Raw genomic sequence first — 22,484 nt, 5'->3', positions numbered from 1 at the left:
CACAACCCTGGGCAGTCGGGGAGCTATCCGATAGTTTCGCTCCACCTGCAGGAGGGATCGGGGTGATCGGGGGGATCGTGCGCGAGTTCACCACCCCCGCCCCGGCCGGACCGCCGGTCACCGGCGGACTGGCGGACTCGCTGTACGACACCGCCGAACGCTCGCCCGGCCTGGTCCAGTTGGCCCGCCGCTCCGACGGGACGCGCGGCGCCCCCGGGAGCGAGTGGCACGAGGTGACCGCTGCGGCCTTCCGCGACGAGGTGCTGGCCCTCGCCAAGGGCCTGCTCACCCGCGGCGTGCGCTACGGCGACCGGGTCGCCCTGATGTCCCGCACCCGCTACGAGTGGACGCTGTTCGACTACGCGCTCTGGTCGGTCGGCGCGATCCCCGTCCCGATCTACCCGACCGCCGCCCCGGAGCAGGTCCGCTGGATCCTCGCCGAGACCCAGGCGGTCGCCTGCCTGGTCGAGAACGAGGACCACGCGATGACCGTGGGGGCGGTCTGCGACGCGTTACCCGAGCTGACCGGCATCTGGCAGCTCGACCGGGACTGCGTCACCTCGATCGTCGAGGACGGGCGCGGCGTGCCGGACTCGCTGGTCCACCGCCAGCGGCTCGGTGTCACCGGGGAGAACATCGCCACCGTCGTCTACACCTCGGGCACCACCGGCCGCCCCAAGGGCTGCCTGATCACGCACGCCGGCCTGGCCTCTGCGGCCGACGCCCTGCTCGACGGCTGGGGCGACATCTTCGCGGACACCGGCGGCGGCCAGGCCTCCACCCTGCTGTTCCTCCCGCTGGCGCACGTGTACGGGCGGATGGTGCAGATCGCGGCGGTCCGCGGCGGGTTCCGGATCGGCCACGTCCCCGAGGTCTCCACCGACTTCCTGCTGCCCGCGCTCGCCTCGTACCGCCCGACCTTCCTGCACGTCGTCCCGTACGTCCTGGACAAGGTGTTCCAGCAGGCGCGCCGGGCGGCCGAGGAGGCCGGGCGCGGGGAACTCTTCGAGCAGGCCCGCCAGGTGGCGGTCGACTGGGCGACCGCCCGGGAGCAGCGCGCCTTCGGCCGGGGGCCGGGCCCGGGCACCGGTCTGCGGCTGCGCCACCTGGCCTACGAGCGGACGGTCTACCAGCGGCTGCGCGCGGTGCTCGGCGGCCGGGTCCGCGGGATGATGTGCGGCGGGTCGACGCTCGACCGCGAGGTCGGCCTCTTCTTCACGGGGATCGGCTTCCAGTTGTACGAGGGCTACGGGCTGACCGAGACCTCCGCGGCGGTCACCGCCAACCCGGCCGGCCGCCCGAAGGCGGGCACGGTCGGCCGCCCGGTCCCGGGCGCCACCGTGGCGATCGCCGACGACGGCGAGGTGTGGGTGCGCGGCCCCGGCGTGTTCGGCGGCTACCTCAACCATCCGCGCTGCACCGCCGAGTCGCTGTACGACGGCTGGTTCGGCACCGGCGACCTCGGCACCCTCGACGAGGACGGCTACCTGACGATCACCGGCCGCAAGAAGGACCTGATCGTCACCAGCAGCGGCAAGAACCTCGCCCCCGCCGCCCTGGAGAACCGGGTGCAGGCACACCCGCTGGTCTCCCAGTGCCTGGTGGTCGGGGACGACCGCCCGTACGTGGCCGCGCTGATCACGCTCGACCCGGCGGCGCTGGCGCACTGGCTGAAGTCGCACGGGCGCGAACAGCTGGACCCGTGGGCGGTGCTCTCGGACGCGGATCTGCACGCCGAGATCCAGCGGGCGGTGGCGGCGGCCAACACGGCCGTCTCGCGGGCCGAGTCGATCCGCGCGTTCCGGCTGCTGCCGCGCGAGTTCGGGCAGGACCAGGGGCTGATGACGCCCTCGCTGAAGCTGCGGCGGGCGGCGATCACGGAGTACTACGCGCAGGACATCGAGGAGCTGTACGTCCCCTGACGGATCGTCTTGTCCCTTTTGCCGCCCGGCGGACAGCGCGTGTTTCACCGGCCGTTCCCTTGACGATCCGAGTGGTCCAGTCCATTGTTTTGCCTCGGTCTGAGTGCGGCACGCCAACGGCTCCCGCCCCTCGGGGAGCGCCCCAACCCGTTTCTCCTCGCGCCCTCCCCACGGGCGCGTCCCCCACGCAGGAGTCGCCACGTGTCCATGTCCTCGCGCCTGTCCGCGCGCCGCCCGTCCCGCCCCGCGGCGGGCGTCCCGCCCCGCCCGAGCGCCTCGCCCGTCCCCGGGCGCACCGGCTCGCGGGTCACCGCGCGCCTCTCCGCGCTGGCCGCCTCGGCGGCGCTGCTGGTCGCCGGCTTCGCCGTGCCCGCGTCGGCGGACGCCCCGAACGCCCCCGCTCCCGCCGCCGCCGCTGCTGCTGCCGCCGCCGCTGCCGGCGTCAACCTGGCCACCAACCCCGGGTTCGAGATCCCCGCCTCCTCGCTCGCCGAGTGGGGCAGCGTGCCCGGCTGGCGCTGCACCGGCGGCCCGGCCGAGGCCGCCCTCACCACCGCGGCCCCGCACTCGGGGACGTCCGCCCTCGGGGTCACCCCGGCCGGCGACGACTCCACCGGCGAGTGCGTGCAGACGGTCTCCGTCCAGCCCAACACCACCTACACCGCCTCCGCCTGGGTCCGCGGGAAGTACGTCTTCCTCGGCGCCACCGGCACCGACCGCCCGACCGCCCCCTCCTGGACGGAGAACACCAACGGCGGCTGGCAGCGGCTGACCACCCGCTTCACCACCGGGCCGACCGCGAGCACCGTCCGCCTCTACGTCCACGGCTGGTACCAGCAGGGCCCGTTCGCCGTCGACGACGTCCAGGTGGACGGCCCCCTGCCCGCACCCGCGACCGGCGCGGGCTCCGTGCCGACCAGCGACCGGGTGGTCTTCTTCACCGTCGACGACGGCTGGCAGCGCACCCCCGAGGCCGAGCAGTTCATCACCGACCACAAGCTGCCGATCACCGCCTTCCCGCTGCCGATGCCGGCCGCCGCCGACCCGGGCTTCTTCCAGCGGGTCACCGCCGCCCCCGGTTCGTCCATCCAGAACCACAGCGTCTCGCACACGGACCTCAGCACGCTCTCGCTCGCCGAGCAGCAGGTGGAGATCTGCGACGCCCGGGACGCCCTGACCAGGACCTTCGGCACCACGCCGACCGTGTTCCGCCCGCCGTACTTCGCCTGGAACGCCGTCACCCTGCAGGCGGCCGCCAACTGCGGCTTCCGCCACGTGCTGACCGCCGACGCCGACTTCAGCTGGGGCGCCTCCAACGTCTGGCACGAAGGCACGCTGTCGCCCGGCGACGTCGTGCTGCTGCACTGGACCGACACCCTGGCCACGGACCTCCAGCGCGCCCTGGCCGCCGCCGAGGCCGCCGGCCTGAAGCCCGCCGGCCTGACCTCCTACCTGCGCTGAGGCCTTCCTCCAGGCGGGGCCGCCGCCGATCCCGGGGGGACCGGCGGCGGCCCCGCCGTTTCCGCTCGCCTCCCGGGTGGCCCGGCGATGGCCCGGTGACGGCCCGGTGACGGCGCGGTGACGATGCGGCGACGACGCGGCGAGGTGGCCGGGCGGGCATCGGTGCCCCGTCGGCGTCGGGCCGGGGCCGGGCGGGGGCCGGGCCGGGACCCGTCGTGATCCTGCTCGTTGACAGACTGCGGACCCGCTGGCTCTAATGATCAGGTGCAGCGTGGCGCCGGCCAAAGAGATGTGGGCCGGCCGGCGACCGAGCGAGCACCTTTCACCGAGGGACGATGCGCGATGAGTTCTCACTCCGCTCCCCTGATCTGACGCAAGCGGCCGCGGCGGTTGCCCGCGCGCTCGCTTCGTCCTGTCGCCTGCCGCGCCGGAACCGGTGTGCCGCTGTGGCCTTCACTCCCCATGTTCGGAGAATCCACAGGCGTATGTCCGTGTCTGCCAGCTCTTTCAACTCGTCCGATTCATCCAGCTCATCCGATTCGTCCGCTCCGGCCGGTGCGTCCGCTCCGGCCGATTCATCCACTCCGGCCGGTGCGTCGAGCCCGTCCGACTCCGCCTCCGCATTCGACTCGTTCAACCGAGCGGTGATCGCGGAGTTCCGGTCCAACGGCGGCCGCGTCGGCGGCCCTTTCGAGGGCGGCGACCTGCTCCTCCTGACCACCACCGGCGCCACCACCGGCCGGGAGCACACGGTGCCGCTCGGGTACGTGCGGGCGGAGGGCCTGCTCCTGGTCGTCGCCTCGGCGGCCGGGGCGCCCGAGCACCCGCAGTGGTACCGCAACCTGCTCGCCAACCCGGTCGTCGGGGTGGAGCTCGGCACCGAGGAGTTCGACGCCGTCGCCGTGCCCAGCGAGGGCGCGCGGCGGGACCGGCTGTTCGAGGCCGTGGTGCGGGCGGCCCCCGGGTACGGCGACTACCAGGCGCACACCGACCGGGTGCTCCCGGTCGTCGTGCTGGAGCGGCCCGACAGCGAAGCGGCCGAGACCGGGCCCCACGAGGTGGCGAACCTCGCCGACAAGCTGCTGGAGGTGCACAACTGGCTGCGCGCCCAGCTGCGGCACGTACGGGCCGAGACCGACGCACACTTCGCGGGCCGGCCGGCGGCCGACGGCGGCCCGGCGGCGGACGGCGGCCCGGCGGCGGACGGCGGCCCGGCGGCGGACGGCGGGCGCGCCTCGGCGGCGCTCGGGCTGCAGATCCGTCAGCACTGCCTGGCGTTCTGCCAGGGACTGACCGTCCACCACACCGGGGAGGACCGAGGCGTCTTCCCTGCCCTGGCCCGCAGCCACCCGCATCTGCGGGAGGTGCTCGACCGGCTGGCCGAGGAGCACCGGACGGTGGCCGCGCTCAAGGACGAGCTGGTGGCGCTGGTGTCCGACATCGGTTCGGCCGAACCGGAGCGGTTCCGGGCCGAGCTGGCCCGGATGTCCGCCGAGCTGGAGTCCCACCTCGCCTACGAGGAACGGGAGCTGCTGCCGGTGCTCGCACAGATCCCCTTCCCGCCGGGACGGTGAGCGGTGCGCCCGCCGCCCCCGCCCCGTGGGGGCGGCGGGCGGCGGGCGCACCCCGCGAGCCGGTCCGACCGGTCAGGCCTGGGCGGAGAAGACCGGCAGGAAGCCCCCCGAGTGGCCGGAGGCCTTCGGGTGGTAGCTCTCCTCGATCGGCAGGGTGGTGCTGTTCAGCCAGGTGGTGCCGGAGCCGCAGATCTCGTGCTCCCGGAAGACGGAACGAACGTCGCCGAAGGCGAAGCCCGCGTTGGCGGCGCGCTTGGCGAGCACCTCGTCGAGCACGTCGGCGGCGCTGTTGATGGCGGCCCGCTTGGTGTCGCCGATGCCGAAGATGCAGCTGCCGCCGACCTTGTAGAGGTGGGGGTAGCCCAGCACGACCACCCGGGCGTTGGGCGCCTTGGCGTGGATGGCCGCGTACACCTGGTCGAGCTTGCCGGGCAGGGTCGTGGTGGCGTAGTTCTTCGCGGTGGCGACGGCGTTGAGGCAGGCGCTCTCGGAGTCCAGCACGCAGGTCTGCATGGTGCTGGCGAAGCCCGCGTCGTTGCCACCGACGCTGATGCTGACCAGCGTGGTGCCGGAGTTCAGTGCCGAGAGCTGGTTGTTGAGCACGTCGCCGGTTCTGGCGCCCGAGCAGGCCACGAAGGCGAAGGACGACGGCGCGTGCGCGTTCTTCCAGAGGTACGGGTACGCGTTGGTGCTCCGCTTGCAGCTTCCGCTCTCGCCGGTGTAGCTGCCGGCCCCGAGGCCGGACGCGTACGAGTCGCCGAGCGCGACGTAGTTGACGCCGGCGGCGTGGGCCGAGGAAGCCGTGAAGAGGGTGGTCAGGGAAAGGAGCGCCGCGAGGGTGGCGACGGACATGGCACGGGCAGGACGTAGCATGACACCTCCTGGGAGTGACGTGCGTCACACAATTTGATACCAGGCGGTAGGTAACACGGGAAGCGCTCATGCCAAGACAATTGACGGTCTGTCTGACAACGGAGGAGTGAACTGCCCTGCGGGCGACCGAAAGTGCGGCGTGCACGCCGGTGCGACGGACAACCCGTTCGGGGGACGGCGGGACAACACCCCGGGGCGACAGTGAAGGTGACGACGGCGACGACTACGGCCACGGCCGCAGCGGGGCACAGCGGCGGCCCCGTCAGGCCGGCTCGCCTCCGTGGACGATCTCCAGTTCGAACCCCTGGCGGTCGATCAGATGGGTGGCCTCGCCGGTGTCCACCCGCACCGTCCAGCCTGCCGCGAGCGCGGCGCCCACCGCCTCGCGCGTACCGTGCACGGCGAGGTGGTTGAGACCGGCCCGCAGCCGCTCGTGACCGCCCGGCAGCAGGGCCGGGGACTGCTCGATCACCAGGTACGCCCCACCGAGCCGCCAGCTGCGCCCGCTCGGCCAGTGCTGGAAGGGCTCGCACCCGAGCGCGAGCAGCACCGGACCCCACTGCGACTCGGCCACGGCGAGGTCGTCCGTCCAGAGCTCCACGTGGTGGAACAACCCGCCCGGGTGCGGCACCGTCACCTGCACACTCCCCCGCTCCGCCGTCGGCCGCGGCGATGCCGTCCGCCGCGGCACCGTCCGCTCCGACGGACGGTCAGTCCGCCACCCTACGGTCCGGCCCGTTGTCGGTGCGCGGCGCCCCCGGGACGGCCGGCGCCGCGCCGGGGAACACCTCGCAGCCCTCGGTCGGAAGCTCCTCGATGGCCTCGTTGGCGGCCGCCGGCACGCCCAGCCACCGCACGGCGCTCGCCACCGCCGCACGGGCCTGGCGCAGGCCGGGCGCACCCCAGCCGAGCAGCTCGACCGCGAGTCCGGGCGCGACCAGGAGCCGCCGGTAGTGCCGCCCCGAGGCGGGATCCGGCGCACTGGGGCCGACCGCCCGGAGTGCGGCGGCCATCCGGACCCGGGCGCACTCGTGCCCGTTGTTGGCCGAACCGACCCGGTCGTAGAGGTAGCCCAGGTAGTGCGGCGTGCCGATCAGCGCCTGGGCCTCCTCGGCCGCCTCGCGGGCCAGCGCGGCGCCCGGGTCGCCGGCGTCCTCCGGCTCCAGGGAGCCGCCGGGGAGGGAGACGATGCCGTCCTTCGGGTTGACCAGGGTCAGCACCCGGCCGTCGGGGGTGAACAGCCACCCCCACGACTGCTTGACCGGGAGGCCCGCGGGCACCCGCTCGCCGGGCCGCCACGGCCAGCCCGCGGTGGGACGCCGGCGCACCTTCCCGAGCAGCTCGGCGATCTCCGCGCTGAACTCGATCCGGCTCATGCGTCCCCCCTTTCGGTGTCGGGCTCGCCGGACCGACGGTGCGCGGGGGGACCCGCAGTGCGCGCGGTTCGGGGCTGAGCGGCGGGAACGACGGCGTGGGGCACCGGCCGTTCCCGCTGTTGATCTTCCCCGAAATCTTCCCCGAACAGGCGGTCGATGAACAGTCCCCAGCGCCGCTTGGTGGACGCGCAGGGCTGAAAGGGCAGCTCAGCCCATGGGCTCACCACCCTCCCCGGGACGGTCGCCGGCCGACTCCCCGCCGGGTGCACCCGGGCCGCCCGGCGGGCGACCGGCGGACGGGTCCGCACCCTCCGGCGACGGGCCGGCGAACGGCCCGCCGGCGGGGCCGGCAGAGGGGCCGCCGGAGGGGCCGCCGGAGGGGCCCGGGCCGCCCGGCGGCGCCTCCGGGAGCGGGAAACCCGGCAGCGGGACGGCGGCGGGCGGGAAGGGCATGCCCCGCCCGACGTCGTCGGCGAGCGAGTCGAGCACCTCCCGGACGGTCATCGGCCGCAGCCGCCCCCCGCCGAGCGCCCAGCCGCGCACCGTCTGGCCTCCGGGCACCGCCGGATCACCGTGCAGGACCACGGCACCCGCGCCGCCCGCGGCCACGCCCGCCGCCAGCGTCACGCAGAACGCCTCGGTGTCCCGCCCACCGGCGAGGAGCCGCCCGCGCTCCACCCTGAGGTCCACTGCCGTGGCGAGCTCCTCACCGTCCTCGGGACCGTGGCAGCGGAGCGTCAGCAGGTGGGCGCCCTCGCCCGCGCCCTCGGCCAGCGCGAGACAGACGCCGACGGCGTACCGCATCACCGCCACCAGCCGCCGCTCCCCCGGCGGCCCCTCGCCGACAGCCGTCAGCAGTGCGGCCATGGCGACGGAGATCCGCACCCTGGCCCGGTGGTCGTCGGCCAGCTCGGGCAGCAGCGTGAGCAGCCGCTGGCCCGCGTAGACGAACGGCTCCCCGGCCAGCTCGGGGTCGGCCGCGTACGCGACCCGCGCCGCCGCGTCCGCCGGGTCGAAGCCGAGCGCGGCGCAGTAGTCCTCGTAGTCGGCCGGGTCGAGCACCCGGAGGTGCACCTCCAACCCCTGCCCGTGCAGCGCCCGGAGCTGGACCGCCGTCCGCCGCAGGTAGGCCCGGAAGGCCAGCTCGCCGAAGAGGCCGTGCCGGGCCAGGTCGACGAAGTCGGCGGCCCGGACGACCAGCGCGAGCGCCACCGGCTGGGGCGGCGGCGCACCGCGCGGACGCCCCCGGCGCCGCTCCCGGGCACCGGGCCCGGACCGCCCGGGCGAGCCGGGGCCGCTCGCCCCACCGCCCGGGGGCCGCCCTCCCGGCGGGCCGTCCGCAGCGCCCCGGACCGGGCCGCCCGGTCCGGGGCGGCGCCGGGCCGGTCCGGACGCCCGCGAGTGCGCCGCCCGGCGGACGGCGGAGCCGGGGTCGGAGCCGGAGCCCACCGGGGCGGCCGGGCCGCGGCCCCGGCCGGCGCGGTGGTGGAGGTCCGAGAGGCCCGAGAGGTCGAGGAGGTCGAGGAGGCGGAACTGCCCGGTCATGGTCGTGTCCTTCCGTTCGGTCGTGCTCGTGGCTGTGACTTCGGTCGTGACTTCGGTCATGGCTTAGGTCGTGGCTTCGGTCGTGGCTTCGGTCGTGGCTTCGGTCGGGTCGTCGTGCCGGTCGTCGTGCGCGCCGGTGCCTGCCCCACCGAACCGGACCGCCCCGGAGCCGTGGGGCTGCCGACGACCGCGAACATACACACCGTCACTGACAATCGACCGAGAGCAACCGGACCGGCGCCGGGACGGGCCCCGACGGACGGGCCTCCGCCGCCGTTCCGGACCGCGTTGTCAGTGACGCCCGTTATGGTCGGGGACCATGCGACTGCTGCATACCTCCGACTGGCATCTCGGGCGCTCGTTCCACCGGGAGAGCCTGCACGACGCCCAGCGCGCGTTCCTGGACCACCTGGTGGCGGTGGTCCGGTCCGAACGCGTGGACGCCGTGCTGGTCGCCGGCGACGTGTACGACCGGGCGCTGCCCGGCCTGGAGGCGGTCGCCCTGTTCGACGACGTGCTGCACCGGCTGGCCGACCTGGGCGTGCCGACGGTCTTCATCAGCGGCAACCACGACTCGGCCCGCCGGCTGGGCGTCGGTGCCGGCCTGATCGGCCGGGCCGGCGTCCACCTGCGGACCGACCCGGGCGAGTGCGCCGCCCCCGTGCTGCTCGCGGACGAGCACGGACCGGTCGCCGTCTACGGGCTGCCGTACCTGGAGCCGACGCTGGTCCGCGAGCGCTTCGGTCTGGCGCGCGGCGGCCACGCGGCGGTGCTCGGCGCCGCGATGGACCAGGTCAGGGCCGACCTCGCGGGGCGCCCGGCGGGCACCCGGGCGGTGGTCCTGGCGCACGCCTTCGTGACCGGCGGCGAGCCCAGCGACAGCGAGCGGGACATCGCGGTCGGCGGCGTCGCGGCCGTACCCGCGTCCGTCTTCGACGGCGTGCACTACGCCGCCCTCGGCCATCTGCACGGATGCCAGACGCTCGCCCCGCACCTGCGCTACAGCGGCTCCCCGCTCGCCTACTCCTTCTCCGAGGCCGACCACCGCAAGACGATGTGGCTGGTCGACCTCGCGGCGGACGGCTCGGTCGCCGCCGAGCGGGTCGACTGCCCGCAGCCCCGGCCGCTGGCCCGGCTGCGCGGCCGGCTCGACGAACTGCTGACCGACGAGCGGCACACCGCGGCCGAGGGCTCCTGGGTGCAGGCGACCCTCACCGACCCGAGCCGTCCGGCCGAGCCGATGGAGCGGCTGCGGCGGCGCTTCCCGCACACCCTCCAGTTGCTCTTCGAACCCGAGGAGACGACGTCCGACGCCTCCCCGTCGTACGCGGCCCGGGTCACCGGGCGGACGGACCTGGAGATCGCCGAGGGCTTCCTGCGGCACGTCCGCCCCGGCGCCGACCCGGACGCCGACGAGCTGGGCTGGCTGCGCGAGGGCTTCGAGCGCGTCCGGGAGACCGCCGACCGGAAGGCGGAGCTGCCCCGATGAGACTGCACCGGTTGACCGTGACCGCGTTCGGCCCGTTCGCGGGCACCGAGACGGTCGACTTCGACGCGCTCGCCGCCGGCGGGCTGTTCCTGCTGCGCGGGGCCACCGGCGCGGGCAAGAGCAGCGTGCTGGACGCCGTCTGCTACGCCCTCTACGGCGAGGTGCCCGGCACCCGCCGGGCCAACCGGCTGCGCAGCGACCACGCCGATCCGAAGCGGCTGACCTCGGTCCGGCTGGAGCTGACGCTCGGCGGGCGGCGGCTGGAGATCACCCGCCTGCCCGAGCAGCTGCGGCCGAAGAAGGTCGGCAAGGGCACGACGGTCGAGCGCGCCCAGACCCTGCTCCGCGAGTGGTCGGCGGACGGCGGCGACGTTGCCGGGGGCGTCGGCGACGCAGCCGGGGGCACCGGGAGCGGCGGCACCGGGAACGCGGGCGACAGCGCCGGCGACGGCAGCGGCGGACCGGGCTGGCGGGCGGTCAGCAAGTCGCACCAGGAGGCCGGCGAGGAGATCCACCGGCTGATCGGGATGAGCCGGGACCAGTTCTGCCAGGTGGTGCTGCTGCCGCAGGGCGACTTCGCGCGGTTCCTCAGGGCCGACTCGGAGGAGCGCGGCAAGCTGCTGCGCCGGCTGTTCGACACCGAGCGGTTCCAGTCCGTGGAGTCCTGGCTGGCCGAGCAGCGGCGGGTGCAGGAGGCGGCCGTCCAGGCCGGGCGCCGCCGACTGCGGGACTTGGCCAGCAAGGCCGAGCAGGCGGCCGGCCCCGGCGCCGAGCCCGCCGGGGGCTGGGTGCCCGCCGAGGACGAACCCGGCGCGGCCGCCGGCCTGCAGGCCGGCACCGAGCTGACCACCGGCGTGCTCGGCTGGGCCGCCGTGCTGCGCGGCGGCGCGGCCGAACAGCTCGCCGTGGCCGATGCCGCGCTCTCCGGCGCGGAGGAGGCCCACCGGGAGGCCCGGCAGGCGCGGACCGGCGCCGAACAGCTGGCCGACCGGCAGCAGCGCCACCGGCAGGCGGCGGCCGAGGCCGTCCGGCTCGCCGAGGACGGGCCGGCCCGGGCGGCCGACCACCGCAGGCTGGCCGCGGCGCAGGCGGCGCTCGGGGTCGAGTCGGTCCTGCACCTGCGGGACGCCGCCGCCGACGCCCACCGGGCGGCCCGCGAGGAGGAGCACCGGCGCCGCACGGCGCTGGCCGGGGCGGGCGGCCCGGACGGCGAGGGCCGCGCGCTCGCGCACGCCGAGGCGGAGGAGCTGGCCGAGGCCGAACGCCGGCTGCGCGCCGAGCTGGTCCGGCTGGAGGCGGCCGGGGTGGACGAGCGGCGCTGCGCCGAGCTGGACGCCGCACAGGCGTCACTGGCCGCCGACCGGCAGCGCGCCGAGGACCTCGCCGAGGAGGCTGCCGACTGGCTGGCCGGATTCGACGCCCGGTTCGCCGCCCTCCAGGAGGAGCAGTCCGCCGCCCGGGACGCGGCCGCCCGCGTCGAGCAGCTGGACGTCCGGCGCGGCGAGCTGACGGCCCGCCTGACCGCCGCGCGCGGCCGGGACGCGCTGCAACGGGACATCGACCGGGCCCGGCCGCGGGCGCTCACGCTGCGCTCCGATGCGCTGGACGCCCGGAGGCGCAGCCAGGACCTCCGCGAGCTCCGGCTCACCGGCATGGCCGCCGAACTCGCCGCGCAGCTGCGGGCCGGCACGCCCTGCCGGGTCTGCGGCTCCGCCGAGCACCCGGCACCCGCCCGGCCGTCCGGTGAACAGGTCGGCGCGGTGGACGAGGAACGCGCTCAGGCGGCCCAGGCGGCCGCCGAGCAGGCCGCCGACACCGCCGAACGCGAGCTCGCCGGCCTCCAGGTGCGCCACGCGGCCGCCGCCGGGGCGGCCGGGGAGGAGAGCACCGACGCCCTGTCCGAGGCGCTCGGCGTGCTGGACCGGGAGCACCGCGCGGCGGTACGGGTCGCGGAGGGGCTCGGCGCGGTCGGGCGGCGGATCGAGCAGACCACCCGGGAGCAGGCGGCCCGGCTCGCCGCACTCGGCGACGCCCGTGAGCGGAGCGCCGCGGTCACCGCCCGGGTCCGCACCCTCCGCGCCGAACGCGAGGAGCTGGGCGGCCGGGTGGCGGCGGCCCGGGGCGGCGCGCCGTCGGTCGCCGCCCGCGCAGCGGCCCTGACCCGCCTCGCCTCCGCCGTGTCCGCGCTGGCGGGCGCCGCCCGGACCGGCTCGGAGGCGGCGGACCGGCTGAAGGAGGCGGAGGACGAGCTGACCCGGGCCGCCGTGGCCGCCGGGTTCCCGACCCCGGAGGAGGCCACCGCCGTCCTGCTGCGCCGGGAGGAGCGCGAGCGGCTGGAGCTGCGCCTCGAACGCCACCGCGCGGAGCTGGCCGCGGCGGAGCGGCGGCTCGCCGAGCCGGAGCTGGCCTCGGCGGCAGCCTGCCCGCCGGCGGACCTGCCCGGCACCGAGGCGCGGCTCCACGCCGCCACCGACCGCCTGCGCGGGGCGCACGCCGCCCGGGACGCGGCGCGCGCCCGCTGTGACGCGCTCGCCGGGATCGGGCGGCAGCTCACCGAGCTGGCCGGCTCGCTCGCCCCGGCGCTGGCGAGGTACGGCCGGATCAACCGGCTGGCCGCGCTCGCGGCCGGCACCTCCACCGAGAACCGGCTGCGGATGCGGATGGAGTCCTACGTCCTGGCGGCCCGGCTGGAGCAGGTGGCCGCGGCGGCGAGCGACCGCCTGGTCAGGATGTCCGGCGGTCGCTACACCCTGGTCCACAGCGACGACCGGGGCACCGGCAACAAGCGCTCGGGGCTGGCGCTCCGGGTGGTGGACGCCTGGACCGGCACGGAGCGCGACACCTCGACGCTCTCCGGCGGCGAGAGCTTCTTCGCCTCGCTCGCACTGGCCCTCGGCCTGGCCGACGTGGTCACCGACGAAGCCGGCGGAATGCCGCTGGACACCCTCTTCATCGACGAGGGCTTCGGCAGCCTCGACGAACACACCCTGGAGGAGGTGATGGACGTCCTCGACGGTCTGCGCGAGCGGGACCGCGCCGTCGGCATCGTCAGCCACGTCGCCGACCTGCGGAGCCGGATCCCGGCCCAGCTGCTGGTCCGCAAGGGCCGGCACGGCTCCACGCTGGCCCTTGCGGGGAGGGAGGACGCCTGAGACTCCCGGGCCGGGGAGGGGAAGCGCGCGGAGACCCCGGAAGGGGAGCCCGGGGAAGCGGAGAACCGGGAAGCTGAGAACCGGACAACGGGAAACCAGGCGCCGGGGAGCCGCGCAACGGAGAGGCGCGCAACGGGGAGCCGGGCAACCGAGGGCCGCCCGGCGGTCAGCCGGAGCAGGCGATCCGCTGGGCCTGCTGCCAGGTGCAGACGGGGCAGAGCGTGGCGCCCGGGTGGTCGGCGGGCAGCTCGGTCGGCTCGCCGCACAGGACGCAGTCCGCGCGCGGTCCGGTCAGGGCCGGATCGTGCACCAGCGCCGCCTCGGCACCGCTCGGGGCGAGGGCGCAGACCTCGGTGCCCCCGATGTCCCCGGCGCCTCCGACGCTCTCGGTGCCCCGGGCGTCCCCGTCGTTCGTGACCGCTTCGCTCATGCCGCCTTCCTACTCCGCACCCCGGCCCCGCCGCAAGGCGCCCGGAAGGACGGCCCGAAGAGGCAGACCCGACAAAGCAGACCCCGCGAGACCGGCCCCGAGAGACCGGCCCCGAGAGGCAGGCCGGGTGCGGCCGGGCAGGAGGAGGACTCCCGACCTGAGCCCCCGGGCACGGACGCACCCGCCGAACGACCGCGCCGGGCGGAGCGGCCTCCGGGGAGGGCCCGTCTGCCGCGCCGGGGCGGGCAGATACGGTGGGCCGCATGCCCGACGCCCCCGCCTCCTCCGCCCTGCACCGACGGCTGCTGGCAGCCCGCGCTGCCGCGCCCAGCTACCCGGAGGTCGGCGCGACACGGGATTCCCGACTGCCCGACGGGTACTCCCACCTGCGGCGACGCATCCACCTCGGACACGGGCCCGAGGTGCTGGAACGGGCCGGACGGTACGTGCTGGGCTGGGGCAGCCAGTTGGGCACGGGCTTCGCCGTCCACCCGTACGCGCCCGCCGAACCGGGGGCAACCGTCCTGCTGCGCCTCAGCCTGCCCGGCACGCGCCGCCCCCGGGTGGTGATCCCGTGCCGGGTGGTGTGGACCGTCGACGAGCCGGGCCGGATCGGGTTCGCCTACGGGACGCTGCCCGGCCACCCGGAGTGCGGCGAGGAGGCCTTCCTGGTGTCCATGGACGCGGCGGGCGAGGTCTGGTTCGAGGTGACCGCCTTCTCCCGGCTCGCCGCCTGGTACGCACGACTCGGCCGCCCGGTCGCGGTGCTCTGCCAGTACCTGGCGATAGAGCGGTACCTCGCCGCCGTGGCCGCCGCCGTCGCCTGCCCCGCCGGGGCCGACGACTAGGGAGCGACCGGCCGGGCCGCGACGCGTCTCCGGTGGTCCCGGCTCCCCGGCCCGAGGCCAGGGCCGTAGCTCCCGACCGGCGACCCCTCACCGGCCCCTCGGCCGCTCTCCGGCCGCCGACCCTCCGACTCCCCCGCCTGCTGCCTCCCGAGCTCGTCGCCCCCGGTCCCGGTCCCGGCTCCCTCAGCCGAGGAAGGAGAGCCGGACCGTCCGCCGGGGATTGTCGCCGTTGGTGTCGATCAGGACCACGGACTGCCAGACACCCAGGGCCAGTTGCCCGTCCAGCACCGGCAGGGTGGCGTGCGGCGCGACCAGACCGGGGACGACGTGGTCGCGGCCGTGGCCGGGGCTGCCGTGCCGGTGGCGCCAGCGGTCGTCGGCCGGGAGCAGCTCGCGCAGCGTCGCCAGGAAGTCGTCGTCGCTGCCCGAACCGGTCTCCAGCACGGCGATGCCTGCCGTGGCGTGCGGCACGAACACGTTGAGCAGGCCGTCGCGTCCGGCGGCGTGGTCGTTGAGGAACCGGGCGCAGCGGTCGGTGATGTCGAGTGCGACCTCGTGGCTGCCGGTGGTGATCTCGAAGGTCGTGGTCCGGAAGGTCGTGGAGTGGGTGTGGTCCGCCATGCCGTCATCCTGGCCCACGCCCGGGGGCGCGGCGGCCAGCCTCGCCGACTCTCCGTGCCGGCGTGGCAAGTCGGCGTAGGCTGAGAGGTTCAGACCTCTGGCGGGCCGGCTACCGGCCCCGGCCCGGTGCCTGCGGGTGGGCACGACGAAGACCCGACGGTCCTGTGAGGATCCGCCGGGCCGGTGCTGGTGGGTGCGAGGGGTGGCGAGCACCCCGGGGCCGGGTGGCCCTCAGCCGCGCCCGCCGAAGAGGCCCCGTCGCAGCCGGCGCAGCGGCGCCAGCAGCTTGACCCGCGTGTGGCGGCGCGGCGGCGCGGTCGGGGCACTGGCGCCGCGCGGCGTCAGCTCCCTTATCAACCCGAGCGCCTCGGCGGTGTCCACCGCCGGGAGTGCGGGCGCGCCGAGCACAGCCAGGTGACGCTCGATCCGGCGGCCGGTCGCACCGACACCGCACTGGATCGCCGGCACGCGGGGCCGAGTCCGGACTTGCATCTGTTCCATCAGTTTCCCACCCCTACGAGGCGCCAGGGCCGTGAGGCGAAGACTATCCGTGAGAGACGGCCTTCGCGCAACCGTCCTGGTGTGCTGCCACCGTATCGTGCGGCGTCAACTGACACTGCACCAGGGGCCGCTCGTCCGGTCACGACTAGGCATCAATGATGGTGCACGACCGGCCGTACGTCATCGGGGCCTCGGGGTTACGCGCCCGGCGCCCGCCCCGGCGATGCGCGCCGGGCGCACGGAGTCACCGGCCCCTCACCTCCCGTAGCCGCCGGGCGGATGCTCGGGCGGCCCCTGTCCAGCGGTGGTTTCGGTACGACTATCCGTTTAAGAAGTGAACGCGGACGAGGGATTGACGCGAAGGGTGGCTCCAAGCAATATCTCTTAACGACCGCGCAGGCGGGATCCACTCCCGCGAGCCCGTTCGACTGATGAAGATTCCGGCTCTCCCGAGCCACTGCCAGGCCGCCTCGACGCTGCGGCGGCCAGGCTCGGGTGCTGCCCGGACCGGCGGCCGGCCGTAGAGGGTCGGCCGGGCCGCCACCAGGCTGCCGGTGCCGCCCCGCACGGGGTCCGGCACCGGCGGCTCCGGGGAGCCCCGGCACTGCCGGTCCCCGTCTACCCGCCCGCCGCCACGGCCGTCCTGCGCACCGGCCACCCTCCGTACCGGCCGCCGCCCCCGCCACCCCCGCTGCCCGCCGCACCGGCCGCCCCACCCGCATCCGGTCGCTCCGCCCGCCCCCGTCCGGCAGGTGCGCGCCAGGTGCTCGGTAGACTCGGCCAGCGTGCCAGTTCTCCTCAGCATCGTGCTTCCGGTCCACGGGGTGGAGCGCTTCCTGCCGCGCTGCCTCGACTCCCTCCTGGCGGACACCCCCACCTCCGAGTCCCGCTTCGAGGTGATCGCGGTCGACGACCGCTCGCCCGACGGCTGCGGCGCGATCCTGGACGAGTACGCGGCCCGCGACTCCCGGCTGCGCGTGCTCCACCTCGCCGAGAACCAGGGCCTCGGCGGCGCCCGCACCGCCGCCCTCCCCGAGGTCCGCGGCACCTACGTCTGGTTCGTCGACAGCGACGACTGGGTGCCCGAGGGCACCGTCACCGCCCTCCTCGACGAGCTCACGGACGAACTGGACCGCGAGCGCCGGGGCGAGGCCCCCGCCGACGTCCTGCTCACCGACTTCACCCACGTCTACCCCGACGGCGGGACCGAGCCCAACCCCTGGCGGCACGTGCTGACCGGCTCGCCCCTGGTGGCCGGGTGCACGCTGGCCGAGCACCCCGCGCTGTTCAAGACCGTGATGTCGGTCTGGAACAAGGTGTTCCGGCGCGAGTTCCTGGCCGGCCTCGGGGTCTCCTTCGGCCGCGGCTACTACGAGGACATCTCGGTCACCTACCCGGCGCTGCTCGCCGCCGGGCGGCTGCGCTACCTCGACCGCCCCTGCTACTTCTACCGGCGCGGCCGCGCCGGTGCGATCACCAGCACCGCCTCCCCCCGGCACGCCGACGCGTTCGCCCAGTACGACGCGATCTTCGCCTTCCTCGACCGGGCTCCGGGGACCAGGCCGGGCCCGCCCGTCCCCGAGGCGCTGCGCACCCTGGTCTTCGAACGGACCGTCCAGCAGGCGCTCACCGTGTACGACACCCCGGGGCTGGTGCCGGTCGGGATGCGCCCCGAGTTCTTCCGCCGGATCGCCGGGCACTTCGCCCGCCACCGCCCGGCCGGCTACCGGTTCCCCGGCGGCGTGCGCGGCGTGCAGTACCGGCTCGCGGCGCGCGGCGCCCGGCGCGCGTACGCCGAACTGCGCCGCACCGGCCGGCTGCCGCGCGAACTCGGCCGCGGTGCCCGGGCAGTGGCGCCCGCCCTGAAGAAGGGGGTGCGCAGCGGCGCCCGGTTCACCGCGTACAACGCGTTCCGCCGGCTGCCCCTGGACCAGCACCTGGCGGTGTACGCCGCGTACTGGCACCGGGGCTACGCGTGCAGCCCGGCCGCGATCTACGAGAAGGCGAAGGAGCTGGCGCCCGGGATCCGCGGGGTCTGGGTGGTGGAGAACCGCACGCAGGCGGCGACCCTGCCGGCCGGTGTCCCGTACGTGATCGTCAACACGCCCGCGTACCTGAAGGCCATGGCAACGGCCAAGTACTTCGTGAACAACGTCAACTTCCCGCGCACGATGGCGAAGCGGCCCGGGACGGTGCACGTGCAGACCCAGCACGGCACGCCGTTGAAGGCGATGGGCATGGACCTCAGGGACCACCCGGTGGCCGCCGACGGGATGGACTTCGACCGGCTCCAGGAGGCCGTGGACCGCTGGGACTTCCTGGTCTCCTCCAACCCGCACACCAGCGAGCACTTCGCCCGGGCCTTCCCCGGCCGGTACGAGATGCTCGACACCGGCTACCCGCGCAACGACCGGCTGGCCGTCGCCGCGCCGGCCGAGGTGGCGGCGATGCGCGAGCGCTTCGGGCTGGCGCCGGGGCGGACCGCCGTGCTGTACGCGCCCACCCACCGCGAGGCGCGCGGCGGCTACGTGCCGCTGCTGGACGTGCGCGAGCTGGCACGGCGGCTCGGACCGGACTTCACGCTGCTGGTGCGCACCCACTACTTCCACACCGGCGGCCCGGGCGACCTGGCGGCGGAGGAAGGCGCGGCGGAGATCCTGGACGTGTCGGCGCACCCGACCGTGGAGGACCTGTACCTGGCGGCGGACGTCCTGGTGACGGACTACTCGTCGATGATGTTCGACTACGCCGTGCTGGACCGGCCGGTCGTGATCTTCGCGCCGGACTGGGAGGAGTACAAGCGGGACCGCGGCGTCTACTTCGACCTGTTCGAGCAGCCGCCGGGCGCGCTGACCACGGACCCGGACGGACTGGCGGCGGCGCTGCTGGCCGGGGATCCGGAGCCGGAGGCCCGGGCCGCGTTCCGGAAGCGGTTCTGCCCGTGGGACGACGGCGGGGCGGCGGAGCGGGTGGTCCGCCGGGTGTTCCCGACCACCGGCTGAGCCGGGGCCGGCGGCGGTGCGGAACCGCGACATCGCGACATCGCGACATCGCGACAGCCCGGCGTCGTGGCGGGTCCCGAGCCGGTCGTGAGCGGACTGCGGGCGGGCCGGGCGGCGAGGAGCGGGCGGCAGGGGCGGGAAGCGGCAGGCGGGGCCCCGGAAAACGATCCGGAGCCCCGCCCGAGCGGCCTCAGCCCTGGCGCGCGGCCAGGAACTCGTCGAAGGTCAGCTCGCCGTCGTGGTTGGTGTCCATCTGCTTGATGACGGCCTCGGCCACGGCGATCGAGGTGGTCAGGTCGCCGAGCTCGCGCGCGACCTTGGCGTACTCGGTGGCGGTGATCCGGCCGTTGCCGTTCACGTCGTACTTGTCGAACGCCGCGCGGATGGTGTCGACGTCTGCCATGGGGGCCCCTCCTGAGGACTGATGAACTGCCGATCGCCCGAGCCGCCGATCCGCTGATCCATTGATCTGCAGATACGCCGATCCAGAAGACCTGCTGATGTGCGTTTCCGACGGCCGTACCCTACCCGGCCGTGGCGAGCGCCACGGCTGGCGGGAGTGGACGGGCTCCGGGGTGGGTGTCGTAGTCTGCGGGTCTGATCCCGGCCCGGCCGGGGGACCGACCGCCGCTCGCAGTACCTCAGGCCCGGGCACCTCTCGGGCATGCTCGTCCAGGGAGGGACCATGCTCGATCTCGCCACCAGGCTGGTGCTGAAACCGCTCGCCCGGGGGATCTGGCGGCCCACCATCGAGGGCCTGGAGAACGTGCCGCGCAAGGGCGGTGTGATCCTGGCCAGCAATCACCTCTCCTTCATCGACAGCGTGGTGATCCCGCTGACCGCGCCGCGCCGGGTGCACTTCCTGGCCAAGGCCGAGTACTTCACCGGCACCGGGCTCAAGGGCGCCCTCTCCAAGGGCTTCTTCGAGGCGATCGGCGCGGTGCCCGTCGAGCGCGGCACCTACCGGTCGGCCCAGGCCTCGCTGGAGTCGGCGCTGGAGATCCTGGAGGACGGCAAGGCCTTCGGCATCTACCCGGAGGGCACCCGCTCGCTGGACGGCCGCCTCTACCGCGGCAAGACCGGCGTGGCCTGGCTGGCCCTCACCGCCGGCGTCCCGGTGGTACCGGTGGCGCTGGAGGGGCCGGAGCAGATCCTGCCGATCGGCAAGCGGGTCCCGCGGGTCCGGAAGGTGACGGTCCGCTTCGGGGAGCCGCTGCACTTCGACGCGCTGCACGGCCAGGCCCGCTCGCTCAAGGCCCGCAGGCAGGTCACCGACGAGGTGATGGCGGCGATCCAGCAGCTCTCCGGCCAGGAGTTCGTGGAGACCTACAACGAGATCCCCAAGGCGGCCTGAGCCGGGCGGCCGGGCCCGACGCCCCGGGCAAGGGGCAAGGCACGCGAGGCGTCGAACGCCGAACGCCGAACCGCGGGGCGGCCACCCACCGGTGGCCGCCCCGCGGCATGCCCGGAGCCTGACGCGCGTCCGGCCGGCGTCCGACGGCATCCCGGGTGCCCGGACCGCCCCGGGGGCGCCGCACACGCCGGGAGGGCGTCGGTCGAGCCCGCCGCCGGTGGAACGGTGTACGGGTCAGGCCCGGCCGACAGCGGTGGCCGCGGCCCGGCCCGGGCCTGCCGCCACTGCCTGGCCGGACGCCGGGTCGGACGGCCGGCCGGACATCTGGCCCGGCGCCCGCCCGGGCACCGGGGCCCGGCCGGAAGCCCACCCGGCGGTCGGGTCCTCCGCGAGGGCCGCCCCCGGGACCTCGCGGCGGAGCAACGCGGCGTAGCGGCCGTCCGCCTCCAGGAGTTCGTCGTGGGTGCCCAGCTCGGCGACCTCCCCGTGGTCGAGGACGGCGATCTGGTCGGCCGCGCGGACGGTGGAGAGGCGGTGGGCGATGGTGATCGTGGTGCGGCCCGCAGCCAGGGTGTCGATGGCCTGCTGGACCGCCCGCTCGGTGCTGTTGTCGAGGGCACTGGTGGCCTCGTCGAGGATCAGCACGGGCGGGTTGCGCAGGATGGTGCGCGCCAGGGCGAGCCGCTGCTTCTCGCCGCCCGAGAAGCGGTAGCCGCGCTCGCCGACGAGGGTGTCGAAGCCGTCCGGCAGCGCGGCGATGGTGTCGTGGATCTGCGCGGCCCTCGCCGCGGCGGCCAGTTCCTCGTCGGTGGCGTCCGGCTTGGCGAAGCGCAGGTTGTCGGCGACGGAGGCGTGGAAGAGGTAGGTCTCCTGGGACACCACGCCGACCGCACGGGCCAGGGTGTCGAAGGAGAGCTCGCGGACGTCGACGCCGTCGATGGTGACCCGGCCGCCGGTGACGTCGTAGAGCCGGGGCACGAGGTAGCTGAGGGTGGTCTTGCCGGAGCCGGTCTCGCCGACCACGGCGAGCGAGCTGCCGGCCGGGACCTTCAGCTCGACGCCGGCCAGTGTGGGCCGCTCCTGCTCCGGGTCGTAGCGGAATTCGACGCCCTCGAAGCGGACCTCGCCGCGGATCGTCTCCAGGGTGACCGGCCGTTCGGGGTCGGCTATCTCCACCTGCAGGTCGAGGTACTCGAAGATCCGCTGGAACAGCGCGAGCGAGGTCTGTACCTGGACGCCGGTGGAGAGCAGGCTGATGGTCGGACGGAACAGGCCCTGCTGGAGCGAGACGAAGGCGACCAGGGTGCCGACCGAGACGATCGGCGCACCGCCGGCCGCCGCCAGCCCGGCCGCCCAGTAGATCAGCGCGGGCATGGCCGCCATCACGATCTGGATGGTGTTCATCCGCCAGCGGCCCGCCATCGAGGCGCGGACCTCCAGGTCGGCCAGCCGGTCGGACTGGGCGGTGAACTCACGGGAGAGCGAGTCGGAGCGGCCCATGGTGCGGCCGAGCAGGATGCCGCTGACCGAGAGCGACTCCTGGACCGCCGAACTCATCGCGGCCAGCTGCTTCTGCCGGTCGCCGGTGATCTTCTTGCGCTCCTGGCCGACCCGGCGGCTGATCCAGACGAACAGCGGCAGCAGCACCAGGGAGACCACGGTCAGCCGCCAGTCCAGCACCACCATGGCGACCACCGAGGCGATCACGGCGGTGAAGTTGGAGACCAGGGAGGTGGCGGTGGAGGTCACCGTGGACTGCATGCCGCCGATGTCGTTGGCGATCCGGGACTGCACCTCCCCGGTGCGGGTGCGGGTGAAGAAGGCCAGCGACATCCGCTGGAGGTGGCTGTAGACGGCGGTCCGCAGGTCGTGCATGACGCGTTGGCCGACGGTGGTGGAGATGAGCGTCTGCAGCACGTTGAAGATGCTGTTGACGACGGCGGTGGCGACCATGCCGAGCGCGAGCAGGGTGAGCAGCCCGGTGCGGCCCTGCGGGATGGCGGTGTCCAGGACGGCGCGGAGCAGGAAGGGCGTGGTGACCGAGACCACCGCCGAGGCGGCCACCAGCAGTCCCACGGTGGTGAGGCGGCCGGAGTACGGGCGGAACAGGGCGAGGATGCGGCGCCACTGGGTCGGCGGGCGCGGTTCGCCCTCGGCGCGGGCGGGCGGGGTCCACTGGGTGCCTTCGGGGCGCACGGGCGGTCCTCCCTGGGTCGGCTGCCGCGCGGGCGCGGCGCACGGGGCGCGCGCCGACGGCGGGTGGGCGGTCGGGCGGTCGCCAGCATAACGAGAGAGGCTCATAGTTAGCAAAGCTAATAGTGAGAGTATCTCCACTC

Annotated in this window: 17 protein-coding genes; 8 read left to right on the top strand and 9 right to left on the bottom strand. The window is 75.1% G+C overall.

Annotated features, from left to right (window positions below; all coding sequences use genetic code 11):
- Nucleotides 1-77: 77 nt before the first annotated feature.
- The 3 genes from AC067J_RS11060 (at nt 78) to AC067J_RS11050 (ending at nt 4,957) form a co-directional block, all read left to right on the top strand.
- The gene (locus AC067J_RS11060) at nt 78-1,922 is read left to right on the top strand and encodes an AMP-dependent synthetase/ligase (RefSeq protein WP_478298174.1); all 1,845 of its coding nucleotides are present in this window, start codon (nt 78-80) and stop codon (nt 1,920-1,922) included.
- Nucleotides 1,923-2,129: 207 nt separating this feature from the next.
- Complete coding sequence (locus tag AC067J_RS11055; RefSeq protein ID WP_478297798.1) at nt 2,130-3,383, top strand: polysaccharide deacetylase family protein; 1,254 nt, start codon at nt 2,130-2,132, stop codon at nt 3,381-3,383.
- 644 nt (nt 3,384-4,027) lie between these two features.
- Entirely contained in the window at nt 4,028-4,957 is a 930-nt protein-coding gene (locus tag AC067J_RS11050) for a nitroreductase/quinone reductase family protein (RefSeq protein WP_478297796.1), read from the top strand.
- Between the two features lie 72 nt (nt 4,958-5,029).
- Here AC067J_RS11050 and AC067J_RS11045 read toward each other — a convergent pair whose 3' ends face one another.
- The 4 genes from AC067J_RS11045 to AC067J_RS11030 form a co-directional block, all read right to left on the bottom strand.
- Nucleotides 5,030-5,830 (bottom strand): SGNH/GDSL hydrolase family protein, encoded by an 801-nt coding sequence (locus AC067J_RS11045; RefSeq protein WP_478297794.1) that lies wholly within the window; start codon nt 5,828-5,830, stop codon nt 5,030-5,032.
- Nucleotides 5,831-6,092: 262 nt separating this feature from the next.
- Nucleotides 6,093-6,467 carry a VOC family protein gene (locus AC067J_RS11040; RefSeq protein ID WP_478297792.1) on the bottom strand — a complete coding sequence of 125 codons (375 nt, stop codon included), beginning with the start codon at nt 6,465-6,467 and terminating at the stop codon, nt 6,093-6,095.
- Nucleotides 6,468-6,540: 73 nt separating this feature from the next.
- On the bottom strand, nt 6,541-7,206 hold the full coding sequence (locus AC067J_RS11035; protein ID WP_478297791.1) for a hypothetical protein: 666 nt from the start codon (nt 7,204-7,206) through the stop codon (nt 6,541-6,543).
- Between the two features lie 207 nt (nt 7,207-7,413).
- Nucleotides 7,414-8,751: a hypothetical protein gene (locus AC067J_RS11030; protein WP_478297789.1), complete on the bottom strand. Its 1,338-nt coding sequence runs from the start codon at nt 8,749-8,751 to the stop codon at nt 7,414-7,416.
- A 319-nt stretch (nt 8,752-9,070) separates the two neighbouring features.
- On the opposite strand from AC067J_RS11030, the gene AC067J_RS11025 reads away from it, so the two are divergent.
- Both AC067J_RS11025 and AC067J_RS11020 read left to right on the top strand, forming a co-directional pair.
- Complete coding sequence (locus tag AC067J_RS11025) at nt 9,071-10,240, top strand: exonuclease SbcCD subunit D (protein WP_478297787.1); 1,170 nt, start codon at nt 9,071-9,073, stop codon at nt 10,238-10,240.
- Nucleotides 10,237-13,392 (top strand): AAA family ATPase, encoded by a 3,156-nt coding sequence (locus tag AC067J_RS11020; RefSeq protein WP_478297785.1) that lies wholly within the window; start codon nt 10,237-10,239, stop codon nt 13,390-13,392. Before AC067J_RS11025 ends, AC067J_RS11020 begins: the two co-directional genes overlap by 4 nt.
- Before the next feature lie 166 nt (nt 13,393-13,558).
- Here AC067J_RS11020 and AC067J_RS11015 read toward each other — a convergent pair whose 3' ends face one another.
- Nucleotides 13,559-13,822, bottom strand: coding sequence for a hypothetical protein (locus tag AC067J_RS11015; protein WP_478297784.1), 264 nt, complete (start codon nt 13,820-13,822; stop codon nt 13,559-13,561).
- A 263-nt stretch (nt 13,823-14,085) separates the two neighbouring features.
- Between AC067J_RS11015 and AC067J_RS11010 the strand changes: the two genes are divergently transcribed.
- Nucleotides 14,086-14,670 carry a DUF1990 family protein gene (locus tag AC067J_RS11010; protein WP_478297782.1) on the top strand — a complete coding sequence of 195 codons (585 nt, stop codon included), beginning with the start codon at nt 14,086-14,088 and terminating at the stop codon, nt 14,668-14,670.
- A gap of 183 nt (nt 14,671-14,853) precedes the next feature.
- On the opposite strand, the gene AC067J_RS11005 is transcribed toward AC067J_RS11010, so the two are convergent.
- Nucleotides 14,854-15,291 carry a YjbQ family protein gene (locus AC067J_RS11005; RefSeq protein WP_478297780.1) on the bottom strand — a complete coding sequence of 146 codons (438 nt, stop codon included), beginning with the start codon at nt 15,289-15,291 and terminating at the stop codon, nt 14,854-14,856.
- A 231-nt stretch (nt 15,292-15,522) separates the two neighbouring features.
- Entirely contained in the window at nt 15,523-15,792 is a 270-nt protein-coding gene (locus tag AC067J_RS11000) for a hypothetical protein (protein WP_327682766.1), read from the bottom strand.
- A gap of 785 nt (nt 15,793-16,577) precedes the next feature.
- Between AC067J_RS11000 and AC067J_RS10995 the strand changes: the two genes are divergently transcribed.
- Nucleotides 16,578-18,794 (top strand): bifunctional glycosyltransferase/CDP-glycerol:glycerophosphate glycerophosphotransferase, encoded by a 2,217-nt coding sequence (locus AC067J_RS10995; RefSeq protein ID WP_478297778.1) that lies wholly within the window; start codon nt 16,578-16,580, stop codon nt 18,792-18,794.
- Between the two features lie 190 nt (nt 18,795-18,984).
- Here the strand turns inward: AC067J_RS10995 and AC067J_RS10990 are convergent, their stop codons facing one another.
- The gene (locus AC067J_RS10990; protein ID WP_478297776.1) at nt 18,985-19,197 is read right to left on the bottom strand and encodes an EF-hand domain-containing protein; all 213 of its coding nucleotides are present in this window, start codon (nt 19,195-19,197) and stop codon (nt 18,985-18,987) included.
- A gap of 282 nt (nt 19,198-19,479) precedes the next feature.
- Between AC067J_RS10990 and AC067J_RS10985 the strand changes: the two genes are divergently transcribed.
- Entirely contained in the window at nt 19,480-20,148 is a 669-nt protein-coding gene (locus tag AC067J_RS10985) for a lysophospholipid acyltransferase family protein (RefSeq protein ID WP_478297774.1), read from the top strand.
- A gap of 234 nt (nt 20,149-20,382) precedes the next feature.
- Here the strand turns inward: AC067J_RS10985 and AC067J_RS10980 are convergent, their stop codons facing one another.
- Nucleotides 20,383-22,344 carry an ABC transporter ATP-binding protein gene (locus AC067J_RS10980; protein WP_478297772.1) on the bottom strand — a complete coding sequence of 654 codons (1,962 nt, stop codon included), beginning with the start codon at nt 22,342-22,344 and terminating at the stop codon, nt 20,383-20,385.
- Between the last annotated feature and the right edge of the window lie 140 nt (nt 22,345-22,484).

It is taken from the genome of Kitasatospora sp. NPDC042419, from assembly GCF_056437345.1.
The sequence above is the reverse complement of the archived record's forward strand: the minus strand, read 5'-3'. Positions and strand labels throughout refer to the sequence as shown.